The sequence below is a fragment of the Streptomyces sp. NPDC001153 genome (assembly GCF_053598315.1).
Genome location: NZ_JBSFJZ010000065.1, coordinates 26,390 through 42,306, shown reverse-complemented (window position 1 = coordinate 42,306; position 15,917 = coordinate 26,390). Strand labels below are relative to the sequence as shown.

At 69.5% G+C, this 15,917-nt stretch carries 13 protein-coding genes and 4 pseudogenes; 7 read left to right on the top strand and 10 right to left on the bottom strand.

Features of this window, described 5'->3' with window-relative positions:
- The coding region (locus tag ACWDEN_RS43465) for a PhzF family phenazine biosynthesis protein (RefSeq protein WP_450863505.1) at nt 1-502 on the bottom strand (502 nt) is incomplete at its 3' end.
- Between the two features lie 661 nt (nt 503-1,163).
- Here ACWDEN_RS43465 and ACWDEN_RS43460 point away from each other — a divergent pair.
- Nucleotides 1,164-1,958, top strand: a complete 795-nt coding sequence (locus tag ACWDEN_RS43460) for a PIG-L deacetylase family protein (RefSeq protein WP_450863503.1) — start codon at nt 1,164-1,166, stop codon at nt 1,956-1,958.
- An 84-nt stretch (nt 1,959-2,042) separates the two neighbouring features.
- Here ACWDEN_RS43460 and ACWDEN_RS43455 read toward each other — a convergent pair whose 3' ends face one another.
- Nucleotides 2,043-2,405, bottom strand: coding sequence for a transposase (locus ACWDEN_RS43455; RefSeq protein WP_450863502.1), 363 nt, complete (start codon nt 2,403-2,405; stop codon nt 2,043-2,045).
- A 282-nt stretch (nt 2,406-2,687) separates the two neighbouring features.
- On the opposite strand from ACWDEN_RS43455, the gene ACWDEN_RS43450 reads away from it, so the two are divergent.
- Nucleotides 2,688-3,527, top strand: a complete 840-nt coding sequence (locus ACWDEN_RS43450) for an rRNA adenine N-6-methyltransferase family protein (protein WP_450863500.1) — start codon at nt 2,688-2,690, stop codon at nt 3,525-3,527.
- 479 nt (nt 3,528-4,006) lie between these two features.
- Here ACWDEN_RS43450 and ACWDEN_RS43445 read toward each other — a convergent pair whose 3' ends face one another.
- The 4 genes from ACWDEN_RS43445 to ACWDEN_RS43430 form a co-directional block, all read right to left on the bottom strand.
- A complete protein-coding gene (locus ACWDEN_RS43445; protein ID WP_450863498.1) occupies nt 4,007-4,444 on the bottom strand; it encodes a VOC family protein in 438 nt (145 codons plus the stop codon).
- A gap of 372 nt (nt 4,445-4,816) precedes the next feature.
- Complete coding sequence (locus ACWDEN_RS43440; protein ID WP_450863496.1) at nt 4,817-5,089, bottom strand: hypothetical protein; 273 nt, start codon at nt 5,087-5,089, stop codon at nt 4,817-4,819.
- 236 nt (nt 5,090-5,325) lie between these two features.
- The gene (locus tag ACWDEN_RS43435; protein ID WP_351218044.1) at nt 5,326-5,700 is read right to left on the bottom strand and encodes a fic family toxin-antitoxin system, toxin component; all 375 of its coding nucleotides are present in this window, start codon (nt 5,698-5,700) and stop codon (nt 5,326-5,328) included.
- On the bottom strand, nt 5,700-5,921 hold the full coding sequence (locus tag ACWDEN_RS43430; RefSeq protein ID WP_351613088.1) for a hypothetical protein: 222 nt from the start codon (nt 5,919-5,921) through the stop codon (nt 5,700-5,702). The genes ACWDEN_RS43435 and ACWDEN_RS43430 overlap by 1 nt, the downstream gene beginning before the upstream one ends.
- Before the next feature lie 415 nt (nt 5,922-6,336).
- Between ACWDEN_RS43430 and ACWDEN_RS43425 the strand changes: the two genes are divergently transcribed.
- On the top strand, nt 6,337-8,883 hold the full coding sequence (locus ACWDEN_RS43425; protein ID WP_450863494.1) for a Helicase associated domain protein: 2,547 nt from the start codon (nt 6,337-6,339) through the stop codon (nt 8,881-8,883).
- Nucleotides 8,884-9,123: 240 nt separating this feature from the next.
- Here the strand turns inward: ACWDEN_RS43425 and ACWDEN_RS43420 are convergent, their stop codons facing one another.
- From ACWDEN_RS43420 to ACWDEN_RS43410, 3 genes and pseudogenes are all read right to left on the bottom strand, one after another.
- On the bottom strand, nt 9,124-9,456 hold the full coding sequence (locus ACWDEN_RS43420) for a hypothetical protein (protein WP_450863492.1): 333 nt from the start codon (nt 9,454-9,456) through the stop codon (nt 9,124-9,126).
- 458 nt (nt 9,457-9,914) lie between these two features.
- A pseudogene (locus tag ACWDEN_RS43415) lies at nt 9,915-10,109 on the bottom strand (IS5 family transposase); the annotation flags it as partial.
- Nucleotides 10,110-10,164: 55 nt separating this feature from the next.
- Nucleotides 10,165-11,277, bottom strand: coding sequence for a glycosyltransferase family 4 protein (locus ACWDEN_RS43410; protein ID WP_450863490.1), 1,113 nt, complete (start codon nt 11,275-11,277; stop codon nt 10,165-10,167).
- Nucleotides 11,278-11,343: 66 nt separating this feature from the next.
- Between ACWDEN_RS43410 and ACWDEN_RS43405 the strand changes: the two genes are divergently transcribed.
- Nucleotides 11,344-12,147 (top strand): PIG-L family deacetylase, encoded by an 804-nt coding sequence (locus tag ACWDEN_RS43405; RefSeq protein ID WP_450863488.1) that lies wholly within the window; start codon nt 11,344-11,346, stop codon nt 12,145-12,147.
- Complete coding sequence (locus ACWDEN_RS43400; RefSeq protein ID WP_450863487.1) at nt 12,141-13,202, top strand: lysylphosphatidylglycerol synthase transmembrane domain-containing protein; 1,062 nt, start codon at nt 12,141-12,143, stop codon at nt 13,200-13,202. Before ACWDEN_RS43405 ends, ACWDEN_RS43400 begins: the two co-directional genes overlap by 7 nt.
- Nucleotides 13,203-13,212: 10 nt before the next feature.
- Here the strand turns inward: ACWDEN_RS43400 and mptB are convergent.
- Nucleotides 13,213-14,547 (bottom strand): annotated as a pseudogene (mptB, locus tag ACWDEN_RS43395) (polyprenol phosphomannose-dependent alpha 1,6 mannosyltransferase MptB); the annotation flags it as partial.
- An 88-nt stretch (nt 14,548-14,635) separates the two neighbouring features.
- Here mptB and ACWDEN_RS43390 point away from each other — a divergent pair.
- Together ACWDEN_RS43390 and ACWDEN_RS43385 are read left to right on the top strand one after the other, a co-directional pair.
- Nucleotides 14,636-14,905, top strand: a pseudogene (locus ACWDEN_RS43390) (DUF3631 domain-containing protein); the annotation flags it as partial.
- Between the two features lie 421 nt (nt 14,906-15,326).
- Nucleotides 15,327-15,858: pseudogene (locus ACWDEN_RS43385) on the top strand (TetR/AcrR family transcriptional regulator).
- Nucleotides 15,859-15,917 lie beyond the last annotated feature (59 nt).

The window sequence follows — 15,917 nt, the reverse complement described above, 5'->3', positions numbered from 1 at the left end:
CGACACGGGGCGGGAAGGCCGGGTCGAGATCGGCGGCTGGCCAGCCGAGCGCGGCGAGCGCCTCTGTGAGGTCGGCGTCGGCGATCTCCTCGATGTGCGGCTCGACACTGGTGAGTGTGGCCCTGACAGTCCCGCTCTCCTGGGCCACCTCCACCTCCACCGGCACGGCGCCGGCGCGCGTCGCGAAGACCAGTTCTCCGGGGCCTATCCGCTCGGCGAGGGCGATGGCGGCCGCGACGGTGGCGTGCCCGCAGAACGGCACCTCGGCTCTGGGGCTGAAGTAACGGATGCTGTACGCCCGCCCCTCGTGGCCGCCGAGGCCCTGCGGAAGCGCTGTCAGGAATGCGGACTCCGAGTATCCAAGGTCGGCGGCGATGGCCAGCATGTCGCTGTCGTCCAGGGCGGTGGCGTCCAGAACAACACCAGCCGGGTTTCCGCCATCGGGGGCGCTGGAGAAGGCGGTGTATCGCAGCACCTCGGGCCGCGGCGCATTCGTCGTCATGCTCGTAGCAACGAGAGCCGGCCAGCGGCTATTTCACAGGAGCCGCCGAATCGAGGACCTGCGCGCGCGGCGGACTCCGGCCGGAATCAGTGACGGGCAGATCGGCCCTTCGCATCTACCGGGTCTGTCTCGCTCGCTCATACAGTCGGGCGCGAAGGAGGGCCTCAGCCCTCCGGTTCTCCCACGGCACGAGACGCGACAATGGGCGGGCAAGGCCTGTCGGCAAGCGCTCCTCCGCGGATAACCGGTGCCACGGCCGGCTCGGGGACCGGCCACAGCACCGCTACGACCAGAACACCACCAAGATGAAGTTCCCGCCCGGGCACGCAGCTGCGCATCACCGAATTGCCGCATCGCGACGCCGCCAGCCGGGTGCTGTCGACGGTCATGCAATTCCTCAGGTGGGTTCGGCGTCAGCTAATTCGGCTCTGTCGGAGATCTTGTGACGGAGTCGGTCTGAACTGGGCATCAACTGGGTTAGCGGTGCAGGGGATTTGGGGCGGTTGCTGCCGCATTTACCCGGTGTGGTGGTGGAGTCGGTGGAGCGGGCTGCTGGGGTGGTCACGTCTATATCGCTCCGCCTCCGCTGGGGCCTGGCCGGCGGATCATGTGCGAGGTGGGGTGGGAGACACCGATGAGTGCCGTGGTCCAGGATGGGTCCATGGCAACTGTCTTGGCCTTTCACGCCCACCCGGACGACGAGGTGTTCCTAACAGGTGGCACGCTCGCGCGGGTCGCTGCCGAGGGACACCGCGTGGTGATCGTGGTCGCCACGGATGGCCTCTTGGACGCCGCGCCGGAGGGCGGAGCGCCGCGCCTGAGTGAACTGCGGGCGAGCGCGGCCGTGCTGGGGGTGGCACGCGTCGTGCACCTGGGGTATGCGAGCAGCGGCCATGGTGCCGTGCTCTATCCGGATCCGCCGGATCGGGCACGCTTTGTAAGGGCAGACACGGAGGAGGCGGCCGAGCGGCTGGCCGCTGTCCTGCGCGAGGAAGACGTGGACCTGCTTATCAGCTACGACGCCAATGGCGGATACGGCCATCGCGATCACGTCAAGGTGCACGACGTCGGCAAGCGTGCCGCCGAGCTGGCCGGGGTGCATCGAGTGCTGGAGGCGACCATGCCGCGTGACGTCGTGGCTCGCCTGGTGAAGCTTGTCCGTCTGCTGAGGATCCCGTTTAGGTTCGACGCGGATGCGCTGCGCACCGCCTACAGTTCGCGCGCGGCCATCACCCACACCATCGATGTCCGACGGTTCGCTGGCCGGAAACAGGCGGCTCTTGCCGCCCACCGTTCGGAGGTGTCAGGGACGGGCCGGCTTGCTCCCGTGATGAGGGTGCTGGTTCGTCTTCCGGCCCCTGTCTTCGGTTGGTTGTTCGGTCGGGAATGGTTCGTCGAGGCCCGGGCAACAGCCCCGTCCAAGTCCTTCGCTGACATCTTCCAGCCGGCCCCATAGCGTCGTGTTCGCTCGATGGGGCCTGCCCGGGCGCATCGTGAGATGAGGCGACGCGTTGCCGGAGATCTTGTGACCGATGCACGGTCATGGGCTGTGAAGGATGCGTTTACGGAGAAGCGGGAGGTGTGCGCGACCGAAGCCCATGCGCTTGAGGAGCTTGGCTCTCGTGACGTGACCTTCGACCTGGCCCGAGCTCCAGGGCGTGGCGAAGGCAGCAGTGACGGCATCGAGGTCGCGGTGGAAGCCGTTGACCAGCGAGTGCAGGGCGGGCAGGTCGTCGGCCTTGACCCGGTCCATCCAGGCGGGAAGGGCCTCGGCGTTCTGGTCTCGCATCATCGCGGCGAAGTCGCGGACGTGCCGGACGGTGAGGTCCAGGTGCGGACAGCCGGTGCGGATCTCCTTGAGCTCTGCAGCGTCGGCCTCTGGGAGCCGGTCGGGGGCGGTCATGATCCAGCGGACCACGCGCCGGGGCTTGGGAGGGGTCCTGACCGGGGGCTGCGGCGCGGGCGGTGACTTCGGCAGCGGACTGTGCGGCTTCTCCCCGGCGGCTGGTGGCCCGTACCACGGAGCGCTACGAGGCCGTCCAGCAGCGCCTCTCCGAGGGGAAGTCCCGCCTGGACCCCGGTCCTGGAGGACGGGGACGGCTGGCTCGAGGCCTGCTACGCCGATGAGTCCCGGGTTACGCAGATCGCAGGCACGATCAAGCCGACGGACATCCGCGGCGAGATCATGCGGGAACCGACCAGCTCGAGCACGCTCCCCTCGCTCGTGCTGCGCATGCCCGAGGACCTCGAGGTGAAGCCGGACATGAAGGTGCTGGAGATCGGCACCGGCACCGGCTACTCGACCGCGGTGCTCTGCGCGCGCATCGGCGCCGGCCGCGTCACCTCGATCGAGTACGACGAACAGGTGGCTCTGCGGGCCCGGGAGGCTCTCGGCCGGCTGGGCACGTACCCCAACCTTCTGATCGGTGACGGCCTCCTGGGTGGCCAAGAGGGCGCACTGTACGACCGGGTTATCGCCACGTTCGCCGTACGCACCGTGCCCGCGGTCTGGCTCGAGCAGACGCGGCCGGGCGGGCAGATCCTGACGACCATCGGTGGCTGGCTGAACGCATCCGAGCTGGTGCGCCTGACGGTCCACGACGGCACAGCCTCCGGACCAGTACTGGGCGGACAGGTCAGCTTCATGCTCGCCCGGCCCCACCAGGCGCCGCCACTCGGCCTGCTTCCTGACCTCAGCCGGGGCACGCAACGCGAGGCCATCATCGACGCCGACGTCCTGAACGACTGGACAACCCGCTTCGTGACACAGTTCGCCGTGCCGAACGCGCAGCACCTGAAACTGCAGCACGACCAGCACGACAAGGACCTGCTCATCGACGTCGACAGCAGATCATTCGCCGCGCTCCACGAAGAAGACGGCCACTGGATCGTTCGGCAGGAGGGCCCTAACCTGCTCTGGGATGCCGTCGAGGAGCACCTCGGCCGCTGGCATACCGCAGGGACGCCAGCAGTGGAAGAGGCCACCATCCATGTCACTCCGGAGGGCCAGAGCATCCACTGGTAGACCTCACGACCGGCCCCGCTCGTCCGTCTCCCCCGTGGCGGACGGGCGGGGCCTTCCGCTGCGCGCGGCGCCCTTACGCCCAACTGCTGCGCGAGCGGACCGCCCGCCATCACCGCCTGGACGGCATCCTTCGTGGCGGCGACACCTACAGGCCCTACGTCGGCGAGTACCAATACACGAAGGCATTCATCCGCAACCGCAGCCACACCGAAGCAACGGAGCGCGCCCTGCTGTCGGTGCTGGCCGAACAAGCTCAGCACGCAGGATGGACAGCCTTTGGCACACGGTGCCCAGCAGATCCCCGCCAGCCTGGACGAGGCCACCACGCTGCCACCAAGCCGGAGATGCAGCGCTCGCCGGAAACGCCCTCTCCTACCAGACACGCAATCCGCAAGCCGGGATACGGACGGCAGCGGTGCCCGTGAACTCAACGGATCAGCAGCACACCGGCCACCGATACAGGCGGTCTCGGGCCGGCCTCACCCGGGGTGCTGGTCGTCCTGCACATCGTGCAAGCAAGGGGCGTAGGAGATCCCGACGATCAAGCCGTCCGCTGTGAGAAGTCTGGCCACCGTCTGGCCCCACGGCTCGGTGCGGGCCTGATGCACCAGCTCGAAGCCCGCGCGCTGCAGCTCGCCACCGGCAGCTGTGACGGCTTCCGCACTCGCCACCTCGAACTCGATCGATGCCTGCGGGACCACGCGGTCGGCGGGCCACTGGGTCGTGCCGAAGCATGCTTCGGCGGCCTGTGAGAGCGGCCACAGGCCGAAGTGCTTGCTGCCCGGGATGCTCCCGCTGGAGTAGTAACCGTTGCCTTCCCCCTCCAAGGGCAGACCGAGCGCGTCGATGAACAGCTTCCGGCTCAGCGGCGGGTCGGCGACGACCACCGCCACGCTCGTGATGAAGAGAACGTCCATGCCGGTGGAGACACTCCCTGCTGCGACTGGACTCTGCGGGCCACAGATGCGGCCTCCTCGGCACCGCTTTCAGCAGCCGGATCCCACTCAAACTATCCGCCTGCTCCCCAAGGGCCAAGACCCCGCGCCAACACGAAACTTGAGTCCCCCGATCAGTCCGGCTCATCTTCGCACTGCCGATCAAGACCGTGCCGTCGTGCCGCCGATCCCCGGACGGCCTACCGGGCGCGTTCTGGCAGCACCGTAAATCGGATCGTCCGCCACCGCGGCATTTTCCGGGTCGAGCAATCGAGCCGAGCCACTGGTTAGCGAAACCCCGCACAATGCCGCCGTGAGGACAGGCGCCAGGGCGCTCGGTCCCGCGCCCGCCCGTCAGGGCCGGTCCAGCCGCCGAGAGCCTTCCAGCGGCTCCGGCGCCAACGGCGCCAGGAGCTTGTACAAGTCGCGGTAGAGCCTGTGGGCGTCGAGGTCGTACGCCCGGCCGCGGCCGCACGCGAAGAACACGGTCAGCGCTCTCATCACCGGAGTCGCCACCAGGCCAATGACCAGCGGCGGAATGGTGACGGTCAGTGCCCCGGGAAGGAAGATGCCGAGCGTCACCAGCGTCACGAAGCCGAACAGCGACGCAAGCAGGATCCCGTCCATGGTCTCCACCGTCACCCCGCGCACTACCAGTGCGCCGCCGCCCCCGGCCGGCTCCGGCACCACATGAAGCCGACCATAGAAGTTGGCACTCTGATTACGACCGGGCGCGTTGAGCGCGATCCAGCCGCCCTAGCCGACACGACAGGTCGGCCAGACTCCGACCGATGAGCGCCGCTTACGCAGCACCGCCAACGCCACATCGTGATCCAAGCCGTCGGCATTGAGCCACCACCTGATCAGCCCCAGTTCTTCAGCACATCGGCGACCTGGCGCACGTCGCGGCGTCCCTCGACGGCGTCGACGACCAGCGCGATCGCCTCCTGGCTGCCGACCTTGACCTGGATGCCGCCGGCGTGGAGGTAGGCGTAGGCGACCTGCGCGGCGAACAGCTCGTTCGAGTGCTCGAGGGCAGGAATCCGTGCGAGGGCGTGCAGGAGGGCGGCGGCTCGGTGGTGCGCGGCCGGGTAAACCAGGGTGCCCATGACCTCGTGTCGGTGGCGGGCGACGGCGGCGGCCAGCGCGCCGTAGTCGGTGACGTCGGGGTCGCCCGGCACGAGGTTCTGCGCGATATCAAGCAGCCATCGCTCGTCGATGAGCACAATGGGCGGCATCAGGCGGCATGGCTGCTGGGGCCAGTCCCGAAGCGGTCGGCGAACGCCTGCCCATGCTCCTCAACGAAGGCCCTCGCGCCCTCAAAGAACCGCGTGCGCGCCAGGTCGTCGGTCAGCCGCCGGCTCGCGTACTGATCTGGATCCTCGTGGCCGTCGGCGGCGCGACGCTGCAGCTCCTCGTACGTCTCGTCGTCGACCTTGATGCGGATCTCCTTCGCCATGTCCCCACCGTAGCCGCGCTAGGCGCCGCGTGGGAGTGGATACCAGAACCGGGATCCCGGAACGCCATGGTCAAGGACTGAACGAGGCGCCATCGGAACCGTAATACTTGTTGCCGCTCGGCTGCACGTTTGGCTCACCGGGAACGCTTCATGGGCTGAGGAAGCTGTTGCCTCTGGTGCCTGGACGAGCCCGGACCAGACCAATGGCGTCGTGGGGATGCCCCGCGCGGTGCCAATCGACCAGCGGGAGAGGCGTGATCTTCACTGCGCCGGGCTTCCTCGATCTCTGCCCGGCTGTGCTGCGACCTGCCTACGGTGACTTCACCGTAGCCGCTCGCACGCCGTCTACATGCAGGTTTGCCGTTTCCTACCGCGTGAGACCTATCATCGGCCCGGCAGGAGAAGGCAGATCAAAATGGCAGCAAAGGAACTCCGTCCCCACCAGCGAGAAGCCGTGGACGCGGTACTGCGCGCGCTCGAATTGCCTGCTCACTCGACTGTGCCCGAGCGGGGGCTACGGACGCAGGTGATCATGGCAACCGGGACCGGGAAGACCCTCGTGGCCACCCGGAGCGCCGAGGAACTCCGCGCGGGCCGTGTGCTGGTCCTCGTGCCCTCGCTGGACCTGCTCGCCCAGTCCGAGGCCGCGTGGCGCGAGGGAGGCCGTACAGGCCCGATGATCGGAGTCTCGTCCCTGCGCGGGCAGGAGGCGGGCTTCCCGAACACCACGGACGTGGACGAGCTGGTCGCCTGGGTGCGTCCCTTCGACAAGGTGACCGTGTTCGCCACCTACGCCTCCCTCGGGCTGGGCACGCTGGAGCGCGCGCACGCCGCCGGCCTTCCCGGGTGGTCGCTGATCGTCGTGGACGAAGCCCACAGGGTTTCGGGCCGGATCGGCAAGCCCTGGGCCGTCGTCCACGACAACACCCGCATCCCCGCCCTGCGCCGCCTGTACATGACCGCCACACCACGGCTGTGGCAACTCGACGAGGACTCCGAGCAGGGCGCACCGGGCGAGCTGGTGGCGAGCATGGAGGACGACCCAAACGGCCCGTTCGGCGCCCGCTGCTACACCCTCACGCTGTCCGAGGCGATCGACCGGGGGATCTGCGCGCCGTACCAGGTGGTGTGCGTGGACATCACCGACATCCAGCTCCAGGCCGCCCAACTTCTCGGTATTGAGGGCCGCTCGGAGAAGGTGCGCGGGGCGCGGCTCGCCGCGCTGCAGACCGCTTTGGTGAAGGCGTCTGCGGAGGACGACTTCCGGCGCACGCTCGTCTTCCACCACATGGTGAAGGAGGCCGAAGCCTTCGCGGCCGGCCTTCCCGATGTCGCCAAGCGGCTGCACGCCACCGATCCGGAGCTGTACCCGCGCACGATCTGGGCCAACTGGCTGTGCGGCGAGCACAAACCGAATCACCGGCAGCGGGTACTCGGGGAGTTCGCCGACGGGATGGCCACCGACGGCACCGTGGTGGAGAAAAGCTTCCTGGGCTCGGTGAGGGTGCTGGGCGAGGGCGTCGACACCAAGAACTGCGACAGCGTCTACTTCGCCGACGTACGCGGCTCCATGCCCGACCTCGTCCAAGCCGTCGGCCGCGCCCTGCGCATCCACCCCGGCGAAGGCAAAACCGCCTCCCTCGTCGTCCCCGTCCTGCTCGGGCCTGGGGAGACGGCAGACAACATGCTCACCAGCCGCGCCTACGGCGGCCTCGCCAAGCTGCTGGAAGCGCTCAGGGCACACGATGCCCGCGTCGTAGAAGCACTGGCCCAACCTCAGGCACCAAGCCGTGTCAGAGGCGTACAGAGCCGCAGCGGGCCCGAAGACGAGGAAGCCGACAGCGACCGAAGCGACCGACTGTCCCTGCCGGCCCGCGCACTTCTGAAATTCAGCACCCCCCGCGACCCCGCGCAGCTGGCCGCGTTCATCAACCTGCGCGTCCTCAACCCCGAACACGCCCACTGGCGACGCGGCATCGAAGCCGCCGCCATCTACAACCGGCTCCACGGCGACCTCAAGGTCCCCTTCACGTACCGCGTCCCCGAGCGCGGCAACCAGGAGGCGCAGACCCAGGGGTGGCCAGCCTCGCTCGCCTCCTTCCCACTGGGGCAATGGATCGCCGACGCCAGGCGCGTCTACGCCCGCAGGGACATGGACGAAGACCGCATCCAGCAGCTGGAGAAGCTGGGCATGGTCTGGTCGCACTACGACGTCGCATGGGAAGAGGGCCTGGCGGCCGCACGCGGGTGGGCCGCCGAAAACGGGCACCTGTTGGCGCCGACGGACGCCACCCACCAGGGATACCGGGTGGGCATCTGGCTGAAGAACGCACGCGCCGCCGCCCGCAAGGCCGCCGAGATCGAGCAGCGTCGTGCCGAGGGACTGCCCATTCAGTCAGCCGCCGGAGCACTCTCGGAGGAACGGCGCGAACAACTCGCGGGCATCGACCCCGCATGGTGCCCCGCATGGCCCGTGGCATGGCAACGCTGCTTCCACCTCACCCGGCAGCACCTGGAAGCCAGCGGCACGCTGCCCATGGAACCGGGCGCGGTCGTGCACCAGGGCGAAGACCTCGGCCGGTGGGTACGCTCGGCCCGGCTCGACTGGGACAAGCTGACGACCGTGCAGCAGTGGATGTGCGAGCACATCCTCGGAATCGAACCCGCCGCCGAGGACGAGAAACCGAAGCCGCGCCGTAGCCAGGCCGACAAATGGGCAATGAACTACGCCGCCGCCAAACAGTTCTACCAGCGGGAAGGGCACCTTTGCGTGCCCAGGAAGCACATCGAACGGATCGCCGTCGCCAGCGGGGGCGACAGCCGCGACGGCGAGAGCGGCGGGGACCAGGAGGAACGAGAGATCAAGCTCGGGGCATGGGTCGGGAATCAGAGATCCAGGGCCGCGACCCTGGCCCCGGAACGGATCGAACAGCTCTCCGCCATCGGCATGCGCTGGACGTAGGCCGCGTACGGACGAGCCGCGGAGACGGGCTGGCCATGGAAGCGCCCGTATGGAAGCACCTCCTCGCACCACAAGGGCTGTGCCCATTACCCGATGAGCCGACAAGCCGTTGAGTTTGGTGTGCACAGTGCGGGGCGGGACACGGAGAGGGCCGGGCGGATCGATGTTGAGTCTGTGGACGCGCTTTTCCTGGCTGCCGACAGAACGAAGGAGTGTTCTAGGGCGTGTATCGGAAGTGGATCAAGTCGTGGTGGCGAGTTCGACGAGGTGCTGGGCGGTGCCAGCAGGATCGATGATCTGATGGAGGTGTGCGCCGGGCAGGTGTGCCACGGCCCAGCCGCGTTCGCGCGCCTCGGCGGCAAGGTCGTCATACGGAAGACCGAACAGCAAGTAGGAGCAGGGATGGTCGTCCCAGCCGTCGGGGACTGGGATGTGCTGCTCGTAGTAGGACAGTGGCAGGGTGGGTTGCTCCTCAACGACTGTCTGCCGCACCAGCGGATCGGAGAACATGGGTGCGACGTCTGCTTCGTCCCACCAGTCGGTCCAGCGCGGGAGCCTGCCGTTCACAGCCATCGGGCGTAGGAAATCGAGCAGTTTGGGTGTGGCGACGGGGGTCGGTCCGGGCCGGCAGCGCGGCATCGACGAAGATCGAGCTGGTCACCGGATGGTCGATGCCCGAGCGGATGGTCGGGAGGAACAAGCCTGCGTTGCTGTGTGCCACCAATGTGACGGGATTGCCGGCCGGAACCTGCCGCAGATCGTCGCGGACGGCGTCGACGATGCGGGGCCAGAAGGGCGGAGCAACGGCGCCTACGTGCAGCAGGGACGGCACCCGCACCTGGTATCCCGCCGCCGTCAAGTGTTCGGCCACAGGGTGCCAGGTCGCGGGACCTACGGACGGACTGTGCACGAGAACGAAGATCGGCTGCATGTGACGATCCTGTCGCCCATGCCTTCGGAGGCGCGACAGTCTTGGCTGACAGCAGAACGCTTCGCGTCGACGTAGCCGATGCGTCTTCACAACAGGGCGTTCACAACCATTCGTTGATTGCGGCGATGAGGACAGTGGCCTCGTAGCGGACCGCGAGCTTGTCGTACCTCGTGGCCACGGCCCGGTGCCTCTTGAGGCGATTGATGCCGCACTCGACCGCGTGCCGAGCCTTGTAGTCCTGCGGGTCGAACTTCGGCGGCCTGCCGCCGCGCGAGCCGCGTTTCTTGCGCGTTCTGCGCCCTCCTCACCTTGGCGGCTCTGGCGTTCCCCGCCGCATCCCGCAGCGGTCGTCAGCGGGCGACCGCGTCGTAGCAGTGGGCGAAGGTGTCGGTGACCACGGGCCAGGTGCAGGGTGTCGGCGGGGTCTCGCGGTTGTGGTCCGCCATGCGGCGCCGGGCTCCAGGAGTTCGGGCCAGCCAGACAAGCTCGTCGCAGAGCGCGAATGTCGACGGGCGGCACAGCGCCCCTTCGCGGTTGTGCCGGACGAAGTCAGCGACGCCCGTATGGGCGCGCGCCAGGACCGGCACCCCGCTGGTACGAGCCTCCAGGGCGGCGATGCCGAACGCCTCGTGGTTCGAGGCATTGACGAACAGGTCTGCCTCGGACAGCAGCCGCCGCACCTCGCTCGCGTCGATCCGGCCCGCGAGACGGACCCAACCGGCCATGTCGTGCCGGTGCACGTAGCGGCGCATGGCTGCCATGCACTGCCCGTCCCCGGCGACCGTGGCGCGCAACGCCACGTTGCGGGTCGCCAGCCGCGACTGCGCCGACCGCAGAGCCGCCAGCAGCTCCATCGGCTGCTTGCGAGGGACGAGGCGGCCGACGGAGACGACGTGGACGCGGCGGTCGTCGCGGCCGTTTCGTGCCGGGCCGCGCCACAGGACGGGATCGATGCCGTTGGGAACCACCAGCGGCGTCAGGTGCGGCAGGGCCTTGCCGATCAGCCCTGCGGCCGACCGGCTGACGGCCGTCACGGCGACCGGGGCGGACAGCCCGTAGGCCGGCCGCCCCAGGCAGCGGTAGAGAGTGCGCACCACGGAGCCCCAGGTGCTGTGCACCGTCACCACTGCCGGGATCTGCAGGCGTCGGACGCACGCCAGCGCCGACCAGGCGAACAGCGACACCGCACCCACGTGCACGTGGACAACGCGCGGCGCGAGGCCGGTGAGCAGCCGGTCCAGCTCCCGCCCCGCCCTCGGATGGACGGGCAGCTGATAGGGGATGCGTGCGGTGATCCTGTGCACGGGGTACGGCCACGAACCCTGGCTGTGGCCGACGGCTGGAGTGGCGGTCGTCACCGCAACGTCCTGCCCGGACCGGTACTGCGCTTCCGCCAAGGCGATGACCTGGCTCTCGATCCCACCAGTGCGCGGCGCAAAGCAGTCCGAAATGTGGAGAATCATGCCTGGGATATTCCGATGTGCCGAAATCTTTCGGTGGGAGAGCGCCTGGTGATGACTCATACGTGTGTGTTCTTTCACGCCCATCCGGACGACGAGGCGCTGCTGACCGCCGGAACGATGGCGAGGCTGGCCTCCGAGGGCCACCGGGTGGTGCTCGTGCTGGCGACCTCAGGGGAGGGGGGCCTCGCGGCACCGGAGTACCTGGCCCGGGGACTGGGCGGCCTGCGCCGCGCGGAGGCCCGTGCCTCGGCACGTCTCCTGGGCTGTGCCCGGGTCGCCTTCCTCGGCTACCGCGACTCCGGGCACACGTCCCCGCCCCCCGAGGGGTCGTTCGCCGCGGCGGACGCCGACGAAGCGGCAGGGTGCCTCGCGGACCTGCTGGCCTCCGAGCGCGCCGCCGTCCTGACGGTCTACGACCCGGCCGGCGGATACGGACACCCGGACCATGTGCAGGTCCATCGGGTCGGTTACCGGGCGGCCCGCCTCGCCGGGACCCCCGTGGTGCTGGAGGCGACCGTCGACCGCGACCTGCTGCTGCGCGGACTCCGCTGGGCCTCCTGGGCCCGCCGCCTCCCACCCGGCTTCGATCGCGACTCCTTCCACCGCGCCTACGCACCTCGTGCGCAGATCACGCACCGGGTGCGGGTCGCGCACCACTGGGTCGCCAAACGCGCCAGCATGGCCGCGCACGTGAGCCAGGCGGGCGGCGGCGACTCCGTGCGGACCCTGGCAGCGCTGCACCGTCTGCCCGCTCCGGTGTTCCGCCAGGTACTGGGCACGGAGTGGTACATCCAGCGGGGTCTCCCACCAGGCACCCGCCTGAGCCATCCCCTGGCGGCCTTCAACGGCTATGAGTGCCGGGCATGGTGAGGCCCCGTCGGCTCTTCGTGCCGCGGCTGCTGGGCCTCGCCTCGGCGGCTGCGGGGATCGCGCTGCTGGTGCTCGCGGTGCCGCGGGCCGCGGGCACACAGTGGTCGGCGGTCAGGGCCGGCCTCGGGCAGGTCGACGGCTTTCACCTCGCGATCCTAGCCACCCTGGCGGGCATGGGCTTGTGGGCCTACACGTACGTCCTCAGCGCCTCGCTGCCCGGCCTGACCCGCTCCCGGGCGCTGGTGCTGAACTGCACAGGGAGCGCCGTCAGCAACGTCCTGCCCGCTGGGGGCGCGGCCGGAGTGGCCGTCACTTACTCCATGACGCGTCGATGGGGGCACCCGCCGCGGGCAGTGGCCGCGTCCATCGTCGTGACCGGGGTCTGCAACGTCCTGACCCGGCTGGTGCTCTCCATCACCGGGATGGTGGTGCTGGCCGGGCTTTCCTCACCGGGCACCGGCTGGGCCGTCGGCACCGGCGCCGCGCTGCTGGTCGCGTGCCTGGCCTGCGGCGGCCTCTGGCTGCTCCGAGGGCCGCTCCGACGGGCCGTCAGGCGCCACGCCGGGACACGGCTGTTCCGGGGACCCGCGCCCGGAGTCGTAGTGCGGATGCGCAGGCTCGCAGGGAGATGCCGCCATGACTGCCATTCCGTGTGGCTGCGGTCGTGGCCGCGCCTGGTGGGCGGGATGGCAGGCACGGTGGCCGCGCAAGGTCTGCTCTTCCTCACTTGCCTGAGGGTGACCGGTGCCGGTACAGGACTCGGGCCGGCAGTGGCGGTCTTCGCGGCCAGCAGGCTGCTCACCCAGATCGGCATCACGCCCGGCGGCATCGGGGTCACCGAGAGCGCCGCCGCGTTCGCCCTCGTCGCCCTCGGCGGGGCGCCCGCCGCCGTGGCCTCGAGCATGCTGTTGTACACCGCCTTCACCTATCTGCTGGAGATCCTTCTGGGCTGTCTCGCCGGGGCATTCTTCCTGCTCTGCGAAGGGCGGCGCGCCCGCCGCCCCGCAGCAGCCACCACCACGCGAGACCCGTCAGAGCCGCCAGCCCGCCTGTGACGGCGGCGAGCGCGGACGGCCACGTGGGGCCCACTCCGATCGGCATCACGACCAGGAACGTCGCCGTGGTTGCGGCCTTGGCGACGGGGTGCCCCAGCATTCGCCATGCCACCGCAGCCAGCGGCACGAGACCCCACAGCAGGTACCACACCTGTACCACCGGCGCGCACACCACGACCGTCAGCAGTGCCATGCCCGCGGCATACTCGGCTCCCCTGCGAGGGGCTCGCAGCGCCCAGTAGACGACGGCAGCCGCACCGGCCAGCAGAGCCGCCGCCCGAGCGGCAACCATCAGAGTCCCCGTCCAGGCCCGCCAGCCAGCCGCCGAAGCCAGCCACTCCAGAAGCGTGCCCACGTCCGTACTCGGCGAGAGCAACGTCCGCACGGAGGCAGGGGTGCCGAGTGTACGCACCCATCCGAAGCCCTGTCCGCACAGGAGCCCTTCCAGCAGACCTGCACCAGCGGCCACCACGAGGATCCCGGCCGCCAGCCGAGCCCGGCGCACCCAGCCGGTCCGGCCCGCCACCGCCGCCACTGCGGCACACAGCAGTGCCGCCCCGGCCGGCGCCTTGATCAGCGCCGCCGTGGTCAGCAGGACGGCGCCCGCGACCCACCGGTCCCGGCGGAACGCCACGAGCCCCGTCATCATCGCGCCCAGTATCAGCGCGTCGTTGTGCGCACCCCCCACCATGTGCAACAGCACCAGCGGGCTGAGGGCAGTGGCCCATAGCGCCCCCGCCGCTTCGCGTGCCCCCGTCCCGCCGATGTCGGCCGCCAGCCGCAGCACCGCCACGACCGCCGCTGCCAGTCCGACCATCGCCAGCAGCCGCATCCCCAACGTCGCCGCCACCACGTGGCCCTCGCCCGTCACGGTCACCACGGCGCGTGCGGCGGCAAGGAAAACCGGCCCGTACGGAGCTGGGGTGTCATGCCACATCCCGGGCACATTGGCCGACAGCGCCCCGCCCAGCGCACCCGGGCCCAGCCGGTACGCGTCCCACCCGCGCGCCGCCAGCGCCCCCTCGGCGACATAGCTGTAGGCGTCACTGCTGAAGAGCAGCGGGCACGGAAGCAGCGGCAGTGACCAGCACAGGAGGGCGGTCCACTGTTGCCTGCGGGTCACCACGGCCCCGTCGAGCAGGAGGCGGCCCAGCCACCACCACCCGGTCACCAGCAGCACCAGGCCGGCGTACGAGAGGACGAAGCCCACCAGCATCTCCACCTGGCCGGGCTGTCCCCACACGCCGTCAGGAACCCCCAGTGGCAGCGCACCGGCTCCCCAGCTGCCGGCCGCGACCAGCGCAGAGCCCGCGGTGCCGAGCAGCAGCCAGCCCGGAGCCTTCATCGTCACGGAATGAGGGTACGGAAGACCGGCCGGGGATTTCACAGCCTTTCCTCCATGTTTGTCACTAATCTCTCTGGCATCGGCTCCTATGCATGCCGCGTGCTGTCCGTGCACCCGCATCCTCACCGACGTCCGCCGGGCCTTCGCCGCTGTCGGCGATCCGGCAACGCTGCGGACGAGCGGCCCGCTGGAGCCTCAACGGGGACACGAAGCCGCCGTGGGCGGAGTACGACGCCAACGGCCTGACCTCGCGCGGCCCGCGGCTGCCGCTGACGGACTACGGCATCGCTTGGCCAACCGCCGCTTCCTCGACGGTGTTCGGGCCAAGGGCTTCACCCGCAACCAGTTGTTCGACGCCTGGGCCCGCTACTGCCCCGGGCCAAAGCCTCCCGCCGAGCCCGCCCCGCCGGTGGCCCAGCCCCTCCCCCGGACCGCAACATGCTGGCACGGGGTCTGCGACAACGACGCCGAATTGCTGGCCGGCTTCCCGCCGGACCGGGCGATGCGCCTGTGGACGGACCGGTTCATCGACTACCTGGCCGCCAAGCAGGGAGGCACGCACGGCGGACGCCCTACGTGCCGCGTTCGCTTCCGGTGTGGACGTCTTCGCCGAAACCCTCGACAAGCTCAGCACCGCGATCGGCACCCTGCTGCATGTGTACTCATCATGGATTACCGACTCACTGAGAAACCGATCGGTTTCTACAACTGTAAAACGATCGGTTTCCGGCTGCAAGTCCAGGGAGCACCCCCGACCGGCGCGAGACAGGAATGGCGGCATGGGCAGGATCAGCGCGCAGGAGAGACGTCAGAGTGTCATCCGCGCAGCCGTCGCCGAGTTCGCCCTCAGGGGCTACTACGGCACCTCCACCGAGTCGATCGCCAAGCGCGCCGGTGTCGCGCAGCCGTACCTCTTCCGGCTCTTTCCGGGCAAGCGGGCGATCTTCGCCGCCGCCTTGACGCGGAGTATGGAAGGCACCCGGCTGGCTTTCGAGCGCGCCGCCGAAGGGGTGGAGGGCAGCGAGCAGGCCCTCCAGGCCATGGCGAACGCCTACGCGCGACTGATCTCCGAGCACCCGGAAACGCTGCTGATGCAGATGCAGGGATACGCCCTCGTGGCAGCCGCCGAGGCACGGGGTGATGACCAGATCGGTGAACTCGTCCGGGCCGGCTGGATCAGGCTGGGAAACCGTGCGCCTGCCGCTGGGCGCAGATGCCGAGGACGCCACGGCCTTCCTCGCGCACGGCATGCTGATCAATACCCTCACGGTCATCCGGCTTCCCCTCGACCGCCGGGAAGCAAAGCCGTAATCCGTCACAGTTGCTCGGATTGCCGGAGACCGGCGTCAGCCCTGCGCATCGGCCGCCGG

Excerpts from the sequence above, each read along its gene's own strand:
- ACWDEN_RS43460 (WP_450863503.1), top strand. The coding sequence starts at position 1,164 with ATGGCAACTGTCTTGGCCTTTCACGCCCACCCGGACGACGAGGTGTTC.
- ACWDEN_RS43455 (WP_450863502.1), bottom strand. The coding sequence starts at position 2,405 with ATGACCGCCCCCGACCGGCTCCCAGAGGCCGACGCTGCAGAGCTCAAG.
- ACWDEN_RS43450 (WP_450863500.1), top strand. The coding sequence starts at position 2,688 with ATGCGGGAACCGACCAGCTCGAGCACGCTCCCCTCGCTCGTGCTGCGC.
- ACWDEN_RS43445 (WP_450863498.1), bottom strand. The coding sequence starts at position 4,444 with ATGGACGTTCTCTTCATCACGAGCGTGGCGGTGGTCGTCGCCGACCCG.
- ACWDEN_RS43440 (WP_450863496.1), bottom strand. The coding sequence starts at position 5,089 with ATGGACGGGATCCTGCTTGCGTCGCTGTTCGGCTTCGTGACGCTGGTG.
- ACWDEN_RS43435 (WP_351218044.1), bottom strand. The coding sequence starts at position 5,700 with ATGCCGCCCATTGTGCTCATCGACGAGCGATGGCTGCTTGATATCGCG.
- ACWDEN_RS43430 (WP_351613088.1), bottom strand. The coding sequence starts at position 5,921 with ATGGCGAAGGAGATCCGCATCAAGGTCGACGACGAGACGTACGAGGAG.
- ACWDEN_RS43425 (WP_450863494.1), top strand. The coding sequence starts at position 6,337 with ATGGCAGCAAAGGAACTCCGTCCCCACCAGCGAGAAGCCGTGGACGCG.
- ACWDEN_RS43420 (WP_450863492.1), bottom strand. The coding sequence starts at position 9,456 with ATGGCTGTGAACGGCAGGCTCCCGCGCTGGACCGACTGGTGGGACGAA.
- ACWDEN_RS43410 (WP_450863490.1), bottom strand. The coding sequence starts at position 11,277 with ATGATTCTCCACATTTCGGACTGCTTTGCGCCGCGCACTGGTGGGATC.
- ACWDEN_RS43400 (WP_450863487.1), top strand. The coding sequence starts at position 12,141 with ATGGTGAGGCCCCGTCGGCTCTTCGTGCCGCGGCTGCTGGGCCTCGCC.